The organism is Nostoc sp. XA010 (genome assembly GCF_020829625.1).
GTDB lineage: Bacteria > Cyanobacteriota > Cyanobacteriia > Cyanobacteriales > Nostocaceae > Nostoc.
Genome location: NZ_JAIVFX010000003.1, coordinates 209,269 through 227,795, shown reverse-complemented (window position 1 = coordinate 227,795; position 18,527 = coordinate 209,269). Strand labels below are relative to the sequence as shown.

11 protein-coding genes and 1 pseudogene are annotated in these 18,527 nt (G+C 41.7%); 6 read left to right on the top strand and 6 right to left on the bottom strand.

Going from position 1 to position 18,527, the window contains the following annotated elements; genetic code table 11:
* Positions 1-195 precede the first annotated feature (195 nt).
* Positions 196-543, top strand: a complete 348-nt coding sequence (locus tag LC608_RS06410; RefSeq protein WP_229552736.1) for a hypothetical protein — start codon at positions 196-198, stop codon at positions 541-543.
* Positions 544-702: 159 nt separating this feature from the next.
* Here the strand turns inward: LC608_RS06410 and LC608_RS06405 are convergent, their stop codons facing one another.
* Both LC608_RS06405 and LC608_RS06400 read right to left on the bottom strand, forming a co-directional pair.
* Positions 703-5,730: a hypothetical protein gene (locus tag LC608_RS06405; protein WP_229552735.1), complete on the bottom strand. Its 5,028-nt coding sequence runs from the start codon at positions 5,728-5,730 to the stop codon at positions 703-705.
* Positions 5,731-5,819: 89 nt separating this feature from the next.
* Positions 5,820-7,163 (bottom strand): P-loop NTPase fold protein, encoded by a 1,344-nt coding sequence (locus LC608_RS06400; protein ID WP_229552734.1) that lies wholly within the window; start codon positions 7,161-7,163, stop codon positions 5,820-5,822.
* Positions 7,164-7,865: 702 nt separating this feature from the next.
* Between LC608_RS06400 and LC608_RS06395 the strand changes: the two genes are divergently transcribed.
* From LC608_RS06395 to ftsZ, 3 genes are all read left to right on the top strand, one after another.
* Positions 7,866-8,720: a cell division protein FtsQ/DivIB gene (locus LC608_RS06395; RefSeq protein ID WP_229552733.1), complete on the top strand. Its 855-nt coding sequence runs from the start codon at positions 7,866-7,868 to the stop codon at positions 8,718-8,720.
* A 672-nt stretch (positions 8,721-9,392) separates the two neighbouring features.
* A complete protein-coding gene (locus LC608_RS06390) occupies positions 9,393-9,677 on the top strand; it encodes a hypothetical protein (RefSeq protein ID WP_229552732.1) in 285 nt (94 codons plus the stop codon).
* Between the two features lie 60 nt (positions 9,678-9,737).
* On the top strand, positions 9,738-11,054 hold the full coding sequence (gene ftsZ / locus LC608_RS06385; RefSeq protein ID WP_229552731.1) for a cell division protein FtsZ: 1,317 nt from the start codon (positions 9,738-9,740) through the stop codon (positions 11,052-11,054).
* A gap of 298 nt (positions 11,055-11,352) precedes the next feature.
* Here the strand turns inward: ftsZ and gshB are convergent, their stop codons facing one another.
* The 4 genes from gshB to hflX all read right to left on the bottom strand — a co-directional run bounded on the left by gshB (position 11,353) and on the right by hflX (position 16,090).
* The gene (gshB, locus tag LC608_RS06380) at positions 11,353-12,327 is read right to left on the bottom strand and encodes a glutathione synthase (RefSeq protein WP_229552730.1); all 975 of its coding nucleotides are present in this window, start codon (positions 12,325-12,327) and stop codon (positions 11,353-11,355) included.
* A gap of 236 nt (positions 12,328-12,563) precedes the next feature.
* Complete coding sequence (grxC, locus tag LC608_RS06375) at positions 12,564-12,836, bottom strand: glutaredoxin 3 (RefSeq protein ID WP_229552729.1); 273 nt, start codon at positions 12,834-12,836, stop codon at positions 12,564-12,566.
* A gap of 259 nt (positions 12,837-13,095) precedes the next feature.
* Positions 13,096-13,935, bottom strand: a complete 840-nt coding sequence (locus LC608_RS06370) for an XDD4 family exosortase-dependent surface protein (protein WP_229552728.1) — start codon at positions 13,933-13,935, stop codon at positions 13,096-13,098.
* A gap of 454 nt (positions 13,936-14,389) precedes the next feature.
* Complete coding sequence (gene hflX, locus LC608_RS06365) at positions 14,390-16,090, bottom strand: GTPase HflX (protein ID WP_229552727.1); 1,701 nt, start codon at positions 16,088-16,090, stop codon at positions 14,390-14,392.
* Between the two features lie 239 nt (positions 16,091-16,329).
* On the opposite strand from hflX, the pseudogene LC608_RS06360 reads away from it, so the two are divergent.
* Both LC608_RS06360 and LC608_RS06355 read left to right on the top strand, forming a co-directional pair.
* A pseudogene (locus tag LC608_RS06360) lies at positions 16,330-16,613 on the top strand (IS66 family transposase); the annotation flags it as partial.
* Between the two features lie 716 nt (positions 16,614-17,329).
* On the top strand, positions 17,330-18,502 hold the full coding sequence (locus tag LC608_RS06355) for a right-handed parallel beta-helix repeat-containing protein (protein ID WP_229552726.1): 1,173 nt from the start codon (positions 17,330-17,332) through the stop codon (positions 18,500-18,502).
* Positions 18,503-18,527 lie beyond the last annotated feature (25 nt).

Below are 18,527 nucleotides of genomic sequence, written 5' to 3'. Positions count from 1 at the left end.
TACGCTCTTTGATGGGCGATCGCAATTGCTTTTGATAAAGATACAAATCTAGTTATATTCACCCCTGATCAAGAGGCAGGGGGCAGGGGGCAGGGGGCAGGGGGCAGGATTTTCTAGATGAACCATTGGCAAACTAGGGAAAATTAAAAATCTCCGGTAAATTTGAGTTGACCTCATTTATACGGAAAGGATGGCATGGACAATAATAAAAATCTTGAATCAGGAGAGTTATCCTGTAAACTGCAAGCGATCGCAACTGTGGTGTATGATGCAGTTCAAGATTATCAAGGCGATAGTGTAGCTCTTTTGGCAATGCTTAGGGAATTGGAGCATTTACACCGAGAGATTCGAGACGGGGTTTTTCAAGAGAGTTTGCCCGTTAACCGTCGCCAACTCTACTCACTACTGAAAGATATTGAGTCTGAGGGAGGCTGGCCTTATATTGAGCGCATGAGACTACAAGCCTTTTTAGCAAATTTGCCACAAGAGGCTCCCGCAGAAAATAATCATGAAGTTTTGGAGAGCGATCGCTCATGCAGCTGATGATCTTAAAATAAATTTCTAGCTCTGAATTAACAACTTTGATCGCCTCATCAACCGCTAAACCAAGAGCGGTTGCTCATTGAGGCTTCAAGCTAATTCGTAATGATGCTCTTAGGGACGCTCATTCTATACTATCGTTAACGCTAAAGTAATTCGTAATTAAAAAAGGTTTTTAGTGGTTATACCATTACAAAGAAGGCGATCGCGCTCCTCTAGATTGGGATTGTGTTTGAGGTAATTGCCCATCCAGTCGCAACCACGAACAAGTAGGTCGTCAAGATTTAAATTCCACAAGATTATCGTGTTGTCATCACTCGCTGATGCTAGTGTTTGACCATCTGGGCTAAAACTGACACTAAATACCCCAGCACGATGCCCATTGAGACTTTTAATTAATTTGCCATCACGGCTCCAGAGTTTCACTGTACTGTCCCAACTGGCGGCGGCGAGCAATTCGCCATTGGGACTAAAAGTAACGGCATTGACGCTATCACTGTACCCCTTTAATAAGGTTTTTAATAACGTTCCATCCCGTCGCCACACTTTCACAGTGTTATCCCAACTAGCAGAAGCCAGTAACTCGTCAGTCGGACTAAAGCTGACACCTGTCACCCAGCTGTCAAAGGGCGAGAAAGTTTTTAACAACGTACCATCTCGTTGCCAAAGTTTAACAGTTTGGTCATCACTGGCAGAGGCTAAAACCTGACTATCATGGCTAAAGTTGACGCTATTTACCGAATCCTGATGCCCCACTAAGGTTTTGAGTAACTTGCCCTCACGGTTCCAAAGTTTCACTGTTTTATCTTTGCTAGCTGATGCCAAAAACTGACCATCAGGACTGAAATTCACGCTCATCACACTATCGCTATGCCCGTGGAGAGTCATGATTAAAGTACCGTCAAGCCGCCAAAGTTTTACTGTTTTGTCAAAACTTCCTGAGGCCACCATTTCACCTTTAGGGTCAAAACTGACACTAGTAACTTGATTTGTATGCCCCACTAAAGTTTTATAAAGTCGGGTTTTGACCTCGCCACTACTGGTGTATCGTTGCCAAAGTTTTACAGTGCGATCGCGACTACCAGAAGCTAACATCTGACCGTTGGGACTCCAAGCAACGCTTAAAACTCGCTTCCGATGCCCTTGAAGAATAGACGGTGTTGGGGCATCTAAACTCCATAGTTTCACACTTTTGTCGTAACTTCCTGAGGCCAGCAATTCGTTATTTGGACTAAAAGCTAAACTGACAACATAATCGCTGTGTCCTTTGAAGGTTTTGAGTAAAGTACCATTGGTACTCCAGAGGTTTATGGTTTTGTCTTCACCTGCAGAAGCTAACTTTTGACTATCGGAACTAAAACTCAAACTCCACACAGCCTTAGGATGCTGCCGTAAAGTTTTATAAAGACGAAAGTCAAAACCGTCTTTAGTGCTGTTACTTTCCCGCCGCCAAAGCTTCACTGTCTTATCTAGACCTGTTGACGCCAACAATTTACCATCTGGGCTGAAAACAGCTACAGTCACAGCTTTCTGATGTCCCTGCAAAGTTGTGACAAGGCTACCGTCGCGTCGCCAGATTTTCAATGTCTTGTCGTCGCTGGATGAGACGATGAACTGACCATCAGGGCTGAAGTTTACCCAGTTAACTGGCCCTTGATGTCCTCTCAGTATTTTTACTAAGCTTCCGTCTTTGCGCCAGAGTTTTACGGTTTTATCCTTACTACCAGTAGCTAACAATTCACCATCAGGACTAAAATTAACGCTATAAACCCCATCTCCATATCCTTTCAAGGTTTTATATGGCTTGGTGTCAAATCCACCTGTAACCGAGTTTTTGTGCCAGATTTGCACTGTTTTATCAAGGCTGGCGGAGGCTAGGGTTTGACCATCAGGGCTAAAACTTACACAGTTGACAGCATCAGTGTGACCTTTAAGGGTTTGGAGTAAGGTTCCGTCAGGACGCCAAAGTTTCACAGTTTTATCTAGGCTGCCTGATGCTAGTAACTGACCATCTGGACTGAAAGCTAGTCCCCAGACAACATCAGTGTGCCCTTCCAGGCGGTTAACCTCTGTTACCCCATAAACTGCCTGTTGCAAGGCTGTCACCACCCGCATTCGGGTATCTGGCTGCACGACATCAGCCTGTTTAAGTCCTCTCCAAGCCCGCAAACTTTCTAATAAAGCATCAAATTCTTTATTAGAGGCAAATAAAGCTTCACTAGCAGCAGCGATCGCACTAATGTTCAAGTTGCTCTCACTGCGTTCAGCTCGTAAAGTTTGGCGGACTGCCGCTCTTTTTTGCAAGTCGGCTTGCCACCATAATCCTGCTATTGTTCCCCCCATAATTGCCAGCACTGCGCCTGCTATTCGTGCTTCCCGCAGTCGCCGTTGCAATACCAAATTGAGTTGCTTTTGACTAAGTTGTTGGGCGACTTCAGCTTTGGTTTTTTCAAGTTTGATTTTTTCTAATTCCGCGAGCATACCATAATTGTTCTTTTGGCGGATTGGTTCAACTAAATAATCGTGAACTAGCTGGTAGCGATCGCCTAACTCTTCTCTAACTCGCAACACCAAACCTGAACCCACCAATATTTCTAAAATCAGTTCCCCAACTATGTCAAAGCTTGATATTGTATCTATATCATGATTATTAACTAATGCAGCCGCTAAATCAGCTTTAGTTTTTAACGGTCGCGTGCCCTTTTCATCAGTTAACTCAAATAATAGTTTCCAAGTTAACTCTTCATTCTCCTGACCACAATCTTTAATAACCTCCCCAAGCCAGCGTTCTACCAATTTCGCAGAGCCGCCACAAAGTTTATATTGTCCGAGTGTGGTAATGTTTTCTATTTGTAGTTGAGCGCCAACTATTTGCAATTCAATTGGATGTACTTCGTCTAGTTCTCCTGTTAAATCCTGAACTAATCTGTTAATTAATTCATCACTTAGTTCAGAATGTGAACGCTGAGTAAGACTATGAATTATGGCTTTAGCATCCTGGCTAGAGAATTTTCCGAGATAGTAACGAATATCCTTATCGAGAATATTTTTATTAATTATGCCTAAATCATATAGACCAATACTATTTTTTTGGCTCCACCGTTCAAATTCTAATAAATGATGTAGATAATCTTCTCTTAATGACAGGATAATTTTGACATAAGAAATATTTAAACATTCACTAAAAAATTGGTAAAATTCTATTCTTTCAGTGGGGAGATTACTAATAAAGAAAAATTCTTCAAACTGGTCTAAGATAATAATTATTGTATAATTACGCTCGGCTGCTAACCGAATTTTTTCTAGGAGTATAGTGGGTGTAGAGTCAAGATTAACCGATATTCCTGTGGATGCCAGCACTTGATTTAGACTGCTAATCAAGACTGTGAGCCAATCAGTGTAAACAGACAAAACGATTGGTATAGGAATGCGTTCACCGATAACTTTACCTTTGAGCGCTGGGACTAAACCAGCTTTGAGAGTTGAACTTTTACCTACACCAGATGGGCCATAAATTACTGTGAGCTTGTAGTCTGCACGAGTGATTCTTTCAATTAAACGATTGACATCTTGCTGTCGTCCAGAAGCAGATATTTCTTGGGCAACTCCCTCAGAAATAAACGGTATTTTTTGAGATTCCAATGCTGGGTTAATTCTACAGTGTTGCGGCTGTAATTGGCTTGCCCCAATGAAGGCACGAAACCCATACTGATGTTCTATTTGTATTTTTTCTTGCTTGAGTTTAAAGGCTTCTGTATAGTCATGACGCTCAAAAAAGTAAAGCGATCGCAGTTCCTCTAAAATCTCTAAATAAAGAGATGGCTCATGTTGTAGCTCACAAACTACCCTCGCCCATTCCAGATTATTGATAGCCTCCTCTGGCTCACCGAGATGCCTCTGTGTACGTGCTAGCAAGAGAAGATACCAACTTTCTTGTCGTCGTCTTCGCAAAGCATCTTGCAGAGAAGCTTGTGTTACTTCTTCGGATATAGAAAGTGCTGTATTCGCTAATTCATGAGCCAGTATCCAATTCGACTCAGAAGCTGCCACATTTGCCAAAAAGCCATAATCTTGAGCAATTTGTGCAGGGCTTCCATAGGTTTTATGTAGATGTAATGACTCTTGAGCTAATTCTTTTAAGTCATCCCAGGCTTGTAAGCGTTGCAGCATTTCACAAGCAGGCAAAATAAATTTAGCAACTAAGTCTTCTCTTTGTACCTCCTTCAATATTTTTAGGCATTGTTTAAACCACGACAGAGCATGTTCGCAATAGCTACTATTACTATTTTGATGTAAGTCTGCCATTCGGTGATAACACAGCCCCAGATGGAATATTACTATTGCTTGCTTGAGTAAAGATGAGAGGGGTAAAGAAGAATTACTTTCCCACTCTGCTACTCTTGTGGTTTCTTGCTGCCACAATGCTAGGCTTTTTTGATAATTGGCTAAAGCACCATTAATTTGATCGTTGGCGTATTTATCTCGCCCTATAACAAATTCTAAACTAGCTTCTAATCCTGCTGCTAATTTAACGCCGTACAGGCGCAGCAAATCATTACGGGCTGATTCTATTTCGTGGCGGTGTTGAGATTTAGGATCTAAATCTAGGGAGGCGTTAGATAAAAATATTTCGGCACCTGCTTCTAAAACTTTAGCAAATAGAGATTCTGTCTCTTGTTGGATCAAAGCAATTAAATCTGCTTTTGTCATTTCAAATTTAATCGTGGTTGCAGCCCAGCTTTTAAAATCAGGCGCTAATCTTGAAAGCAATGATGCCACATCATCTTGTAGCCACAACACCACTGGAAATGGAAAAGTCGCGGCATATATATCTCGCGCTTGGTTGATGCCTGTAAGTAAGTTTTCTAGGCCGGTATTTGACTCAATACCAAAAACCATTACACCTGATGGCAAAGAATCTGTAAGGACAGCAGGATTATCTAAAGATAGTTCTGAGATTATTGTATTATGTAAGGAAGTAATTGATGGATTGAGAACCATTTCTCTGATGTAGATGTCTTTGCTAATAGAGCGAATATTTTCTAACATTTGCTCACGTAATTGCCCATAGTTACACCGAACTAAAATTAGGGCAAATTGTCCTTCGGAAAGTGCGATCGCTCTAATCAGTCTTTGCAAAGTATGCTGATTTTCTTTTGTGTAGATGTGTAGCTGCTTATTAGTAGTCATGGTTTATTGAACATGGGCAATGGGGAATGGAAAATTGGGCATTAGTTATTAGTCCAATGACAAATGACAAAGGACTAACGACTAATGACTCACGTAGTACTGTTACTTTTTCGTTGCCAAGCTAAAACTTTTTCTGTTTCTGCTAGGGCTGGACTAATGCCAAACCATCGCCCCAGAGGATCACGATATTCAAACAGATACATGCTTCTTAGTAAGCTTTGATAATCAGACTCACCTTTAACTCTCTGCTGCTGCACTACTTCAAACAATAACTCCCACTGGGATTCATCAATAGCTAATAGCAAATCATCGCGGTAGTCCTTAATCACGGCTTCTAAGCAGTCCCTAGAAAAAGGTGGATCTTCTCGTTGTAGGCAGCTATAAAGTAAACCTAATAAATTACGAATGTGACCACCACTAACGCGACATATACGATCCAAAGTTTGGGGGTGATCGAATAATTCTGTAATTAATAAAAGCCTTTGATTCAAAGGAACTTCTGGAAAAGCTCTTGCTAAAACTAATTGGCGGACTAGTGACATCCCTGGTTCGTAATCACTGCCATCTCTTTGGCGTACCAATACCATTGGTAGTACTTTTGGCGCAATTCCTCCCCCCAAACGATTTTTCAATGTCTCATACTCATTGGAGAAAATTAACGTTAAGGGAATTGTATAAACTAGGTGGCATTTGAGTCGGCGTAGCTGTTCGCCTCGGTCGATAAAGAGATATTCTGGTTGCGATCGCCCCGATGCTAAGGGACGCATATCCACTCGATCCAAATTATCTACAATTACTACCAATCCTTTTTGACCCCGTAGCTTTAGCTGTTCAACAGCTTTTTCTAGAATTTCTTCGTTAATCGCTTGCAAAATACTATTGGTACGTGGTTCCAGATATTGCCTTAGTTGATTCCGCGTCTGGGTGCTATCTTTGGTTTTAGCGGTAATTTTGGCAATACCCAACGATAACTCTGCTTGTCCCGAAAGCTCTATGGGGCTTTGCAAAAAATCGCCTACTTCTTTAAACAAATTGCTAAAGTAACCAGGTTTGAATTTGATGTTAATGCCTTCTAAACTGGCACTGACTTGACGGGCTACACTCAGCAAAATATCGCTGATATCAATATCCGCCATATCTAAGTCTTGACTGGACTCAAAGTAAACTACATGAAATCCCGCTAATTCTAGTTCTGTCTTGAGGCGCTGCAATTCCGTTGACTTCCCGCAGCCAATGTGACCCGTAAATAACTGGCAGGTTGGCTCATCGGGAGAAATCCGAATGATAGTCCGCTGCAATTCTTCGACAATCTTGCAACCACGAACATCAGCAAAATCTATATAATACTGGCGATCTAGCACGTTACTTATGTTAAGCGTGTAGCTTGGATTACATGCTTTATAAAAACGTGACAAATTTAATGTCGTTTTCATGTACCTAGAGGTGTATGTTGATGTGTGTGTAGATGTGTGTGTAGAAGCAGTTAACTTGTATTTTTTATACCAAAAATCTCTAGCCTATATGTAGGCACACAATTACTTCGCAAGTTGGTAGTATCTTGCAAAAGACAGCAATTGTAACAGATCGCTGTCAGTAGTATGGTAGAGATTTAGTTGATTCTAGTAACCTTAAGCATATCTGTCCTTTTTACACCTGCTATTGAGTTTTTGACAATCTGTAGCTTTTATTTGACCTAGTACAAACCTTGTAGGCTTGAGTTAATCAGTAAAAAAAGCTACTACATCATATAGTTCCCAGTTTGGATTGCTAATGATAAGGACTGGTATGAATTATAGCAATCTATACAGAGATTAATGATATTGGCTTATCATTTAATGTTTTCTTTGTCAAGGCTACAAGATTATAAATATCTAAATTAACCTTTTGTAATCTTTAGAGACAAGATATTTGACGATCCCTTGTCGAAAAGACAACAGTAAGTTAAGAATGGACACCGGAAACTTTAATCGAAAGGATGGCTAGCGCCACGTTCGTTATGTAGTTACTGTAAAGTGTTACTAAAAATAAAAAAAAGTCTTGAGGAGAGCGGCTAATAGATGCTGGCAGTGTTTACTGAGATTAATAATGATACAAGGGCGTCAAGGAATTTGGATTGTAAGTAGAAAGGGGTTTGAATGGCTGGCATAATATCAGTTTCCCGCACCGATCTAGCCCAGCGTCGTAAGAAATTACGTCGGCAGAGGCAGATGAGAATTATTCAAGCTATTTGGCGAACTTTTGCCATTACCGGTTTGGCGGTTGGATTACTGTGGGTGGCAGTCCAACCAGTGTGGGTGCTAAAAAGTCCTAAACAAGTAGCGATCAAATCAGGCAATCAGTCCCTGTCAGATGAGACAACTCAATCACTGTTGGTGCTATCTTACCCCCAATCTTTGTGGCGGATTGAACCGGCAGCGATCGCTAACTCTTTGAAGAAACAACCAACTATTGCCGAAGCGATCGTTAGACGCCGCTTGTTTCCTCCTGGATTAAACATTGAAATCCAAGAACGAGTTCCTGTAGCCGTGACTCAAACACCAAGTGGGCAAAATCAAGGCCCTGGCAACAAAAAAGTCACAATCGGCTTACTAGATGCAAGCGGGGCCTGGATGCCTTTAGAAAAATACACATCACTGAATCCTACTAAGAAATTACCCAATCTCAGAGTAATTGGATTGCCCAAACAATACTGTCTCTACTGGACTCAACTTCATCAAGCTGTAAGCCAAAGTCCTATAAAGGTGATGGAAATTGATTGCCAGAATCCAGCGAATTTAATTTTGAAAACAGAACTAGGAAATGTGCATCTCGGCGTTCCAGGCCCCCAACTGTCTGAACAAATTAAAGTACTCGCCCAAATGCGTCATTTAGCAGCAAAACTAAATTCCGGCCAAATGGAGTATATTGATCTGAAAAATCCCGAATTTCCAATAGTACAGATGAACCAAAAAGAACAAAAATTAACTTCCAAAACCCCTAAAAACATCTAGTACAGCATGGCGTAAATAAACATAGCATTTCAAATGGCGCAAAAGCCTAGAATACAATTCTTTTGAATGCGTGACTTTTGACTTCTGCCTTGCAGTACTAGAATGTTTAATGTATTGATAGCTCCTAGTAAATTAAGAAGCTTTATGCTGATAAATAAATTTATTATTTTCAGTTTTCGAGCAAACTGCACGAAAATCGGCATTAACTTCTAATTAAAATGAGAAGATAAATCCTAAAATCTCTATTACGAGTAAAACACTCTCAATTATGACCCCTAGCACCTAATAGTAGGGTGCAAGATGTTCGACAATCTAATGATGGGCTATGGCGTGCAAAACGCCTTCTATTCCAAAGACAGTTTACCGAAGTTTCAATCTGTAAAGGAAAATGTCGCCCAAAGTTGCGTAAGCATTGCTTCTGGGCAATCAGTTTAGACTATTCTGTGCTGTAATTCCTATTGGGTTACAAAACCTCTGGAAAAATCTTGATTTGTTGACCACACTAGTAAGGGTTCTCGTAAGATAGACTATTGCTCGAACAAAGTCTCCATTAAGACCCCCAAACAACAAATTAATCAGGTATAGTCTGACAAAGTAAATTATTGCTTACTTCAACCTTAGGGATAAGTAAGTATAAGGTAAATTTTGTGTCTAAAGTTGCAGCTATCTCCAATGGTGAAATCTATTAACAATATTATTGAGGTAGATAAGATGCGCTGTAGTGTGTCTTTACAAGTTCTGCGCTCTGCTGAGGATAATGAAACGATTAATGTATGGTTGAAGTTATACAGATCACTTTTAGATAAATGTAGGTATACTTCTCTAGAATTGGCTGTGCGATCGGTTGCCTTGAAGGCTCATCCCATAGCAAATTTTCATACCGCCAATTCTGTTAGGCTTGGCAGTAGTGAAAACAATAAAGAACAGTGCCCTAGTATTGTGGCACTGTCAAACTAAAGTTGACTCTTAGGTGAATAACACCTGAAAAAGTCGTTTATCTACCCTTTGACAAATCCAATGACACTTGATAATAACCAAGGACTTAACTATAAAAATTCCCAATCTACGGGACAACCGGGGTTTTCTCTGGCAGTTAACTCGACCAATCCCTTTAATAACTCTGGGTTGAACTTCGGACAAAATCACGATAATAAGAAGATTTCTACGGAAAATAGCCGAATTGGCGAGATTGTTCCTGGCCGGGTTGCCAACATTAAAGTGATTGGTGTAGGTGGTGGCGGTGGGAATGCCGTTAACCGCATGATCGAATCTGATGTCTCTGGTGTAGAGTTTTGGTCAATTAACACTGATGCCCAAGCTCTTACCTTAGCTGGCGCTCCCAGTAGATTACAAATTGGACAGAAGCTAACACGGGGTTTAGGAGCAGGTGGTAATCCTGCCATTGGTCAAAAGGCAGCAGAGGAATCACGAGACGAAATTGCTACAGCTTTAGAGGGTGCAGACCTAGTATTTATCACTGCTGGTATGGGGGGTGGTACTGGGACAGGTGCAGCGCCGATAGTGGCAGAAGTAGCAAAGGAAATGGGCGCTCTCACTGTTGGTGTAGTCACACGTCCATTTGTCTTTGAGGGACGTCGCCGTACCAGCCAAGCGGAACAAGGTATTGAAGGACTAAAAAGTAGGGTAGATACACTGATCATTATCCCCAACAACAAACTGCTGGAAGTGATCCCCGAACAAACACCTGTGCAAGAAGCTTTTCGTTATGCAGATGATGTACTGCGTCAAGGGGTGCAAGGTATTTCTGATATCATCACGATCCCCGGTTTGGTAAACGTTGACTTTGCTGATGTCCGAGCTGTGATGGCAGATGCGGGATCGGCATTGATGGGAATTGGCGTTAGCTCTGGAAAATCTAGAGCCAGAGAAGCTGCGATCGCAGCTATTTCTTCACCATTACTAGAATGTTCTATTGAAGGTGCCAGAGGGGTAGTCTTTAATATTACTGGTGGTACTGACCTCACTTTGCATGAAGTGAATGCAGCCGCAGAAGCAATTTATGAAGTAGTTGATCCCAACGCTAATATTATTTTTGGTGCTGTAATTGATGACAGACTCCAAGGTGAGGTAAGAATTACTGTAATTGCCACCGGCTTTACAGGTGAAGTGCAAGCTGCGGTACAACAAAGCGTGGCTAACGTTCGAGTAGCACCTAATACCTCGAAGCGACCAACAACACAGCAACCAGCTGTTAATCCCCCAACCTCAGCTCCAACTTCAACTCCAAGTCCAACTCCAATTCCAGAACCGAAAGAAAAACCAGGATTAGATATACCTGATTTTCTGAGAAACCGACGTACACCACGGAATTAAAAGATTTTGGATTTGAGGTTTTAGATTAAATTAGCAGTCTCAGGTTAGGCTGAGTGCTGTAGAAAATCTGCTAGTTCCAGTGTTTTACTAAGAGCAGGGGTAAGCAATCTGTTGCCATCCCCAATCTTGCTAATGGGTAAAAACTTGTTAACGCTACTTTATACAAATAAAATTAACTTGGGCAGGAGTCTGGTGGCTCACATGTCCAGCTATGCTTTTGGAACAAATAAACTGATGTAGTAAGCACAAAGCGTGCTTACTACAAACCCCCAAAACTCGAAGCAAAAATAAATTTAAATTATTTTTTGCTTTCTACTGTCTGTTCAAGCCATTGAATAACCTGATGACCAAGGTGAGTACCATCTAGGCGATCAATCTCACGAATTCCAGTAGGACTAGTGACGTTAACTTCAGTTAAGTAGCCACCAATAACATCAATACCTACAAAAATTAAGCCGTCTTGGCGTAACCGTTCGGCTACTTGAGTACAAATTTCATACTCTCTTGGGGTAATTTCGGTTTGAGCTACTGTGCCACCAGTAGCCATGTTATTGCGAAAATCAGTTCCGCTAGAGAGGCGATTGAGCGCACCAATTGGTTCCCCATTGAGTAGGATAATTCGCTTATCTCCTTCTTTTGCCTCCGGTAAATAGGTTTGCACCATTACAGGCACTCGACCTTGGAGGGTACTGAGTTCGACAATAGAGTTAAAATTGCGATCGCCTGATTGCAAAAACAAAATACCTTCGCCAGCTTTGTTACCCAGTGGTTTAAGAACCGCAGCTCCCTTTGCTTCGACAAATTGCCGGATAAACTGCTTATCAGCACTGACAATGGTTTCTGGAATCGCTTTAGTAAACTGGAGGGCGTACATTTTTTCATTTGCCCCTCGAATGCCGCTAGGACTGTTAATCAACAGGGTTTTATTTTGGTCAATGTAATCCAGAATGTACGTGGCATAGAGGTAGGAATCATTGACAGGTGGATCTGTCCGCATAAATACGGCGTCCATTGTCTCTAAAGAAGTTAAGCAGGAATCGCTCAACTTATACCAAGGATTCGCCGCTACCCAGCGTCCCTTCACCAACTGTACTGGTACAAGTTCGACTCGCTGTAGGACAGCCCAAGCTTTGCTCTCCACCATACTCAGCAAATTTGCCTGAGTCACCCAAACTTCGTGTCCCAGGATTTGCGCTGCTTCAATTAGCGCAACACTGGTATCATGACACGGGTCAAGCAGATGGATGGGATCAATGATAAAAGCCAGTTTCACCCTTTATACCTCAATCACCAAGAAATTAAATGGTTATTCAATTATTATCTCTTGATGCTCTCACCAATTGACGTATATATGTACTGCTGAGTGGAAACTGGTGGATAAAGTCTTGTGGACAGATATGGCTTTTATGAGAAAAAAGCCTGTAAACAAGGCAGTGCGTAGCTCTCTAGAGTTGTGGCGACTGCCGTGTGTAGCGGCTTGTCGCTAGCTTCTAGCAATATTTTCTCAATCTATACGCTCTTGCTAGAAGTTAGTAGCTCATCTAGCTTGCCTTGACTGTCTAAAGCGTGGATATCATCACAACCACCAACATGATCATCATTGATGAAAATTTGAGGTACGGAGCGCCGTCCATTTGCTCTTTGAGCCATTTTATTTCTGGCTGCCTCATCTCCATCAATGCTGTACTCGATAAATTCAACCCCTTTGTTCTTCAGCAAACTTTTGGCACGAATGCAAAAGGGGCAAGTCCTCCAAGTGTAAATTTCTACTTTGGCAGCCATAATGTTCTCAAATTGATTTAATACTTTTTAATTTTAGAACTTTGCCACTGACTCTAGACACCTTATCTTGGTTTGTCTTTATCCTTAGAAGGCGCTAACCTGGTTTATATAAAAAAATTAGTCAAGAGATAAAGTCTGGATTCTTGACTAAAATATTATGTTTATACCAGTTTTGTTAAAAAACAGGGTGACTATTATCTAATTGTGAGAATTGCTTATAAAGCGTAACTCAGTTGTCAGTTAGTACTCAAGTTCTCATTTAAGCTGAGACTAGAGGCTTTTTCTTGGCAACCCTCAGCGCACCTAGAGCAAATAAACCAAGAGCAACTGTTGCACTAGACTCAGGTACTCTTTTAGGTGGAGCTGGTGGAGCAATATAATAAGTACTAGGCTCATTTAAAGCAGTACCATACTGAAAACGAATATTCTGAATCTTTGTTAAATCAAAGCCAGTAGGTAGCCCTGAGAAAACGAATGTGGCAGAGTTCTTTACAAAAGTCCCCCCACTTACTGCTGGATTTGCACTATCGTAACCAGTAATAATACCGTAATTGAATTGCTGTCCACCTGAAAGGCCGAAACCAGGTGATATGCCAAAACCAGCTGTACCAATACCGTAGTGCTGAGTTACTGGGTTAGCTACGCCAGCAGCGCCACCAAGTCCAGTACTAGCGGTAGTCTTAGCAAAACCCCATTCAACACTTGTATTTTTTCCTTGTACCACTTTGGTAAGATCGACATTAGTTCCGGTAGTTAGATTATTCTTGATTACAGTTGGAGCTTTGGCTGAAGACAAGGTTAAGTTTGTTAAGGGAGATCCAGCATAATCCCAGAAGATTCCTGTTAGAACATCAGAAGGGGCGGATGCACCTGGGCCTGTATTAGTAAGGGTCAGTTGAAACTGACCTGCAATTGAATTATCAAAGACAGCTTTTGCCGAAAGGACTGTACTGCTTCCACCTGATATTGGGTTAGTACCTGTGGCTGAGAAAGTCATGGAGGCTGCATCTGCTCTTGGCATCTGCGAAATAACCACAGCTAATGTTGATATACAGTAGGCCGCATAACCTACTATCTTCTTGGAATATAGTTGAGACACTTGCTTGAAACTCCTTTGCTTTCTATTTAAGGCATTTAAAACGTCTTAAGAGAACTTTTTTATTGATAATTACTCATGTATAAATTGGCATAAGAAACCATTGCTTGTCTACGTTATGCATTAAGGTTAACTAAAACTTTAAGCTGGAAAGAAACAATGTATTTTTTAACAAGTTTTTAGGTATTTCCAGTATTTACACTTAAAAAGGCTTTGAACTTAAAGTATGTATAATCAGCTCGATTAATTAAGCTTCTATTTTTCAAAATTTTTTATTTAATCAATTAATTTATATGGAAGATTGGTAATTCGCTTCACAATAAAAGCTGATGGTTTTCCACTCATAGCAGGAGATTTTAGATTAAACGAAGAAGGGAAGGCGAAATCGCCTTCCCCAAAGTTAAAAATTTAGAACACTAATATCTAAGATGTTGGCACTGAATTCGCAACTCAAGTTTTAACTACAGTCAACGGCATATTCAATCAGCTTGGCAAGACGCTGCCGTAACGTTTCTAATCCTAAACGCTGACTAGCAGAAATAAACACCGCTAGGGGAAATTCTTCTCTAGCTAAAGCTAGTGTCTCACTATTGGCTTGATCAATCTTGTTAAAAATAACTAACGCTGGGCCAGGAGTTATTGGCATTTGCGCCAAGATTTCTCTAACTGAGCGAATATGACGCAACCAAGCTGGGTGAGACAAATCCACCAAATGTAGTAGGGCATCAGCTTCTGTGACTTCCTCCAAAGTGGCGCGGAAGGCATCCATTAAAGATGCAGGCAATTCGTGTATGAACCCTACTGTATCTGTAATCAGAATTTCTTGGGGTTTATCAGCTTCGCCATGAGGAATTACCAGGCGGCGGGTAGTAGGATCGAGAGTGGCAAATAGCTGGTCGGCTGTATAAACTTCTGCATTTGTGAGAGCATTCAGCAAAGTAGACTTGCCAGCGTTGGTATATCCAACCAAAGCCACTGAGGGAACTTCTTCATGCTGTCGTCGCTGTCGTAACCGCGAACGATGTGCCTGCAACTGGTCTACTTCTTTTTGTAGTCGAGAAATGCGCTGCCCAATGGCACGGCGTTCAGTTTCCAGTTTGGTTTCACCAGGGCCACGAGTTCCGATACCACCACCCAATCGGGACATGGTGCGACCTCTACCAGCCAGTCGCGGCTGCATGTATTCTAACTGTGCTAGTTCTACTTGTAATTTACCAGCACGGGATTGAGCCCGTTGGGCAAAGATATCCAAAATTACTTCGGTGCGGTCAACCACCCGGATACCAATTTGCATTTCTAAGTTACGGACTTGGGAGGGTGAGAGATCACGGTTGAAGACAACGAGGTTGACTCCTAGTGTTTGGGCAGTTAGGGCAATTTCTTGCACCTTACCTTCGCCAACTACTGTCTGGGGATGAATGCGCGATCGCTTTTGTCGTATTGTCTGTAATACATTTCCCCCAGCTGTATCAACTAAACGCGCCAATTCCACTAGGGTGTCTTGGAATTGTAGGGGGGTTATCTCACTGGTCATTAGCCCTACAATTAGCACGCGATCGTGGTCAGAATCTACTTCCTGGGCGACAAATTCGCGTTGGAATTCCGCTTCCAGATTTTCTACCAAGTCTACTAAATCCTGTTCTGCCAGATCATCCAAGCCCAGAGGTGGCGATATACTCCAGCTTGGGGATTGAATTTGGCTCTCTTCTACTTTGAAAGCAGCAGGACTAGTAATCAGCGTGCGAGACTCTTGGGGTATCAGATGAGCTAGATAAGCTTCTTTGACATACCCAGTCGCACCACCTCCCCGTCGTGTAAATCCTGTTCCAGTAATGTTTAGCACTACTAGGGCATCTAAGCGTTGCAGTGCCATAGCCGTGAGTGCCGCCTCATTTGGCGGTTCTGGCTTGAGATGGGTGGCGATGCAACGAATACCACTGAGTCGTTCTGCTCCGTAACGGGGCAATTCTAGAGGTGGTATTTGTGTTTGACGCGGTGTACCTACCCCGACGCGAATCACTTGTCCGCGACGGTTGATGTAGGCGCACACAGGCTGATTGACTTCTGTACTTATTGCTGCCAGACGCTGGGAAAACTCGGACGTGGTGATGCGATCGCCAGGTATACGCTGGTGATACAGTCGCTGTAGTTGCTTCATCTGGCTGGACTTTAAACCTTGGAGATTTCCAAAAATAGTTTCTATAGGCGTTTATGACCAGTTAAATGGTCCCCCGAATCCTTATATGTCTATTTTATAACAGGGTTTAGGCTCCTATCTCTCTCTTTTGAGGGATGCATCGTGGATTAGTTCGCGGAGGTATTAATTTGAGGCTATAGCGGTTCTCAGTTGAGTTTAATAGAGACCTAGCCTCCAATCCCTTCCCTACAAACAAGGATACACCTAGCCACCTTTTACGTTCTTTGCGTGATAAAGCTTCTCAATGGTGGTATTTTCTTGACTACCCTGAAGTCCCTCCTGATAATAATCAAGCCGAACGCTCACAACGGACTGGCTATGACAAAACAAACGTAAGGTTAGTGGTGGTTCCCGTTCAATGGAGCGGTTTCAACACACTACTAATTTGTTGACGGTGGTGCAGACTTGTCGCCGTCAAGGTCGGTCTGTGATTGATTTCTTTGTCCAAGCACCACTGGCGAATTCTCATACCATTTCTTTGTGAGGCTACGCCAAATTTTCTTGGCTTCTTATTTCTTTCTTTGTGTCCTACATTGCGGGAAGCATCGCTTCTTTAAAAATTTTTAGATAAACTTCATCAAATCCTTGCACAAAACCCTCTCCACTCCCATATCACTCTGGAAATTAACAGGACTCCACCACGACATCTCCATAAAATTTTTGCCTTTGTTGTAAAAAAAATAACTACATTCAGAATATTTACTGATTTATATCCCTTGTGTAAAGGTTAGTTTTAATACATGAGTTCACCAGGCTCAGTTACACCGCTTACAACAGGTTCGACTAAGTTGTTACATTAGTTCCCTTAAGTTAAGGGGTAAACCTACTAAAGTTTCAACCAATTCAACTTTGAACGCTCAACAAGCGCAGAGATGACAGGAAAAGTCTCCGGCTTTGCGCTGCCTTGTCTGCGTGCAAATTGTCCGATCACTTTCAATTAAACACTAACGATTGACGGTATCGACATCCCTACTTTAACCATCAAAGGTTAATAGGATAAAAATTTTCATTTTTATAACAGTTTTCTACAAACGATGCGATTCTAAGTCGCGATCGCCTACGGCGGACGGGTACGCCATCGCACAACTGCGACTGTCTTAAAAACTAGATAAATCATCCATTCAAATAACTACTTAGCAACATAGTTTATTGCTGAGAACGTACTACCAATTCACTTTACAAATATTCGGAGTTAATCTCATGGCTGGCAAAACATACTACGTTTCTGGAACAGGCAATGATAAAAATAATGGCTTGAAGGAAGGAGCTGCATTTGGCACCCTCCAAAAAGCTGGAGACTTGGTGCAGGCAGGTGATACCGTCTACGTCATGAATGGTACTTACACTAACAAGTACCCAAACATCCTTAGCCTTGATAATAAAAATGGTACAGCAGATAAGCCGATTGTCTTTAAAGCGCTAGAAGGACATAAACCAGTTTTAGCGGCAGGTAGTCATAACTGGAATGCGATCGCTATTACCGGCTCATCTTATATTGAGATTGAAGGGCTGACTTTAAAAGGTGCGCGAGATAAAATCACACTATCTCAGGCATTAAGCGAAAAAACAAACTTGAATAATCCCGCTACTTCTGGGAATGGGATTAATATTACCTACCGCAATGTAGACGGAAGCAAGGATAGATCACATCACATCACAATTGATGGTAATAATGTGAGTAAGTTTCCTGGGAGTGGTATATCAGCAATTGAATCAGACTATATCAATATAGAAAATAACACTGTCTCTGGAAATGGCTGGTATTCCCCCTTTGGAACCCAAGGTATATCGATGCTGCACCTGTGGGATTCCGACAACAATACTGAGACTAAGGTAGTTATCAAAAATAATACTGTTTTTGATAACAAACAATTGGTTCCTTGGGTTAACGTGGGGAAGATTACAGAAGGACACGGAATAATGATTGACCGTGGCTATACAGGTAGTGATTCCAAGGCTAACAAGTACGATGGTGGAATCTTGATTGAAGACAATTTAGTTTACAAGAATGGGGGTTCAGGTATTCAAATTTTCAAAGCTGATAGTGAGGTTGATGTACTAAACAACACTCTTTATCAAAATGGACAAGTTATCAAAATGCCCGAACTTGTTATCAGTGGTTCTGATGATACTAATGCTGAAGGGAATATTCTTTTTGGGAAAGGTGGACAGCCACTAGTTGGTACTTGGAATTCCACTGGATTTGAAATTGAAGGCAATCTTTTTTATAACGGTATCACACCTAAAAATGAAGCCGTTGATAACATCACTGGACTTAACCCGCTATTCACAAGCCCTTGGAGTGGTGATTTTAGTTTAAAAGCTAATAGCCCTGCAATTGTTGGAGGAGTAGCACTAGGAATTATTGATTAGGGAGTACAACAGTATTCTTACTCCC

Bases quoted from the DNA above. Each gene is read 5' to 3' on its own strand.
- LC608_RS06400 (WP_229552734.1), bottom strand. From the start codon at position 7,163: ATGAAAACGACATTAAATTTGTCACGTTTTTATAAAGCATGTAATCCA.
- LC608_RS06395 (WP_229552733.1), top strand. From the start codon at position 7,866: ATGGCTGGCATAATATCAGTTTCCCGCACCGATCTAGCCCAGCGTCGT.
- grxC (WP_229552729.1), bottom strand. From the start codon at position 12,836: ATGGCTGCCAAAGTAGAAATTTACACTTGGAGGACTTGCCCCTTTTGC.
- LC608_RS06410 (WP_229552736.1), top strand. From the start codon at position 196: ATGGACAATAATAAAAATCTTGAATCAGGAGAGTTATCCTGTAAACTG.
- LC608_RS06355 (WP_229552726.1), top strand. From the start codon at position 17,330: ATGGCTGGCAAAACATACTACGTTTCTGGAACAGGCAATGATAAAAAT.
- LC608_RS06390 (WP_229552732.1), top strand. From the start codon at position 9,393: ATGGTGAAATCTATTAACAATATTATTGAGGTAGATAAGATGCGCTGT.
- hflX (WP_229552727.1), bottom strand. From the start codon at position 16,090: ATGAAGCAACTACAGCGACTGTATCACCAGCGTATACCTGGCGATCGC.
- LC608_RS06405 (WP_229552735.1), bottom strand. From the start codon at position 5,730: ATGACTACTAATAAGCAGCTACACATCTACACAAAAGAAAATCAGCAT.
- ftsZ (WP_229552731.1), top strand. From the start codon at position 9,738: ATGACACTTGATAATAACCAAGGACTTAACTATAAAAATTCCCAATCT.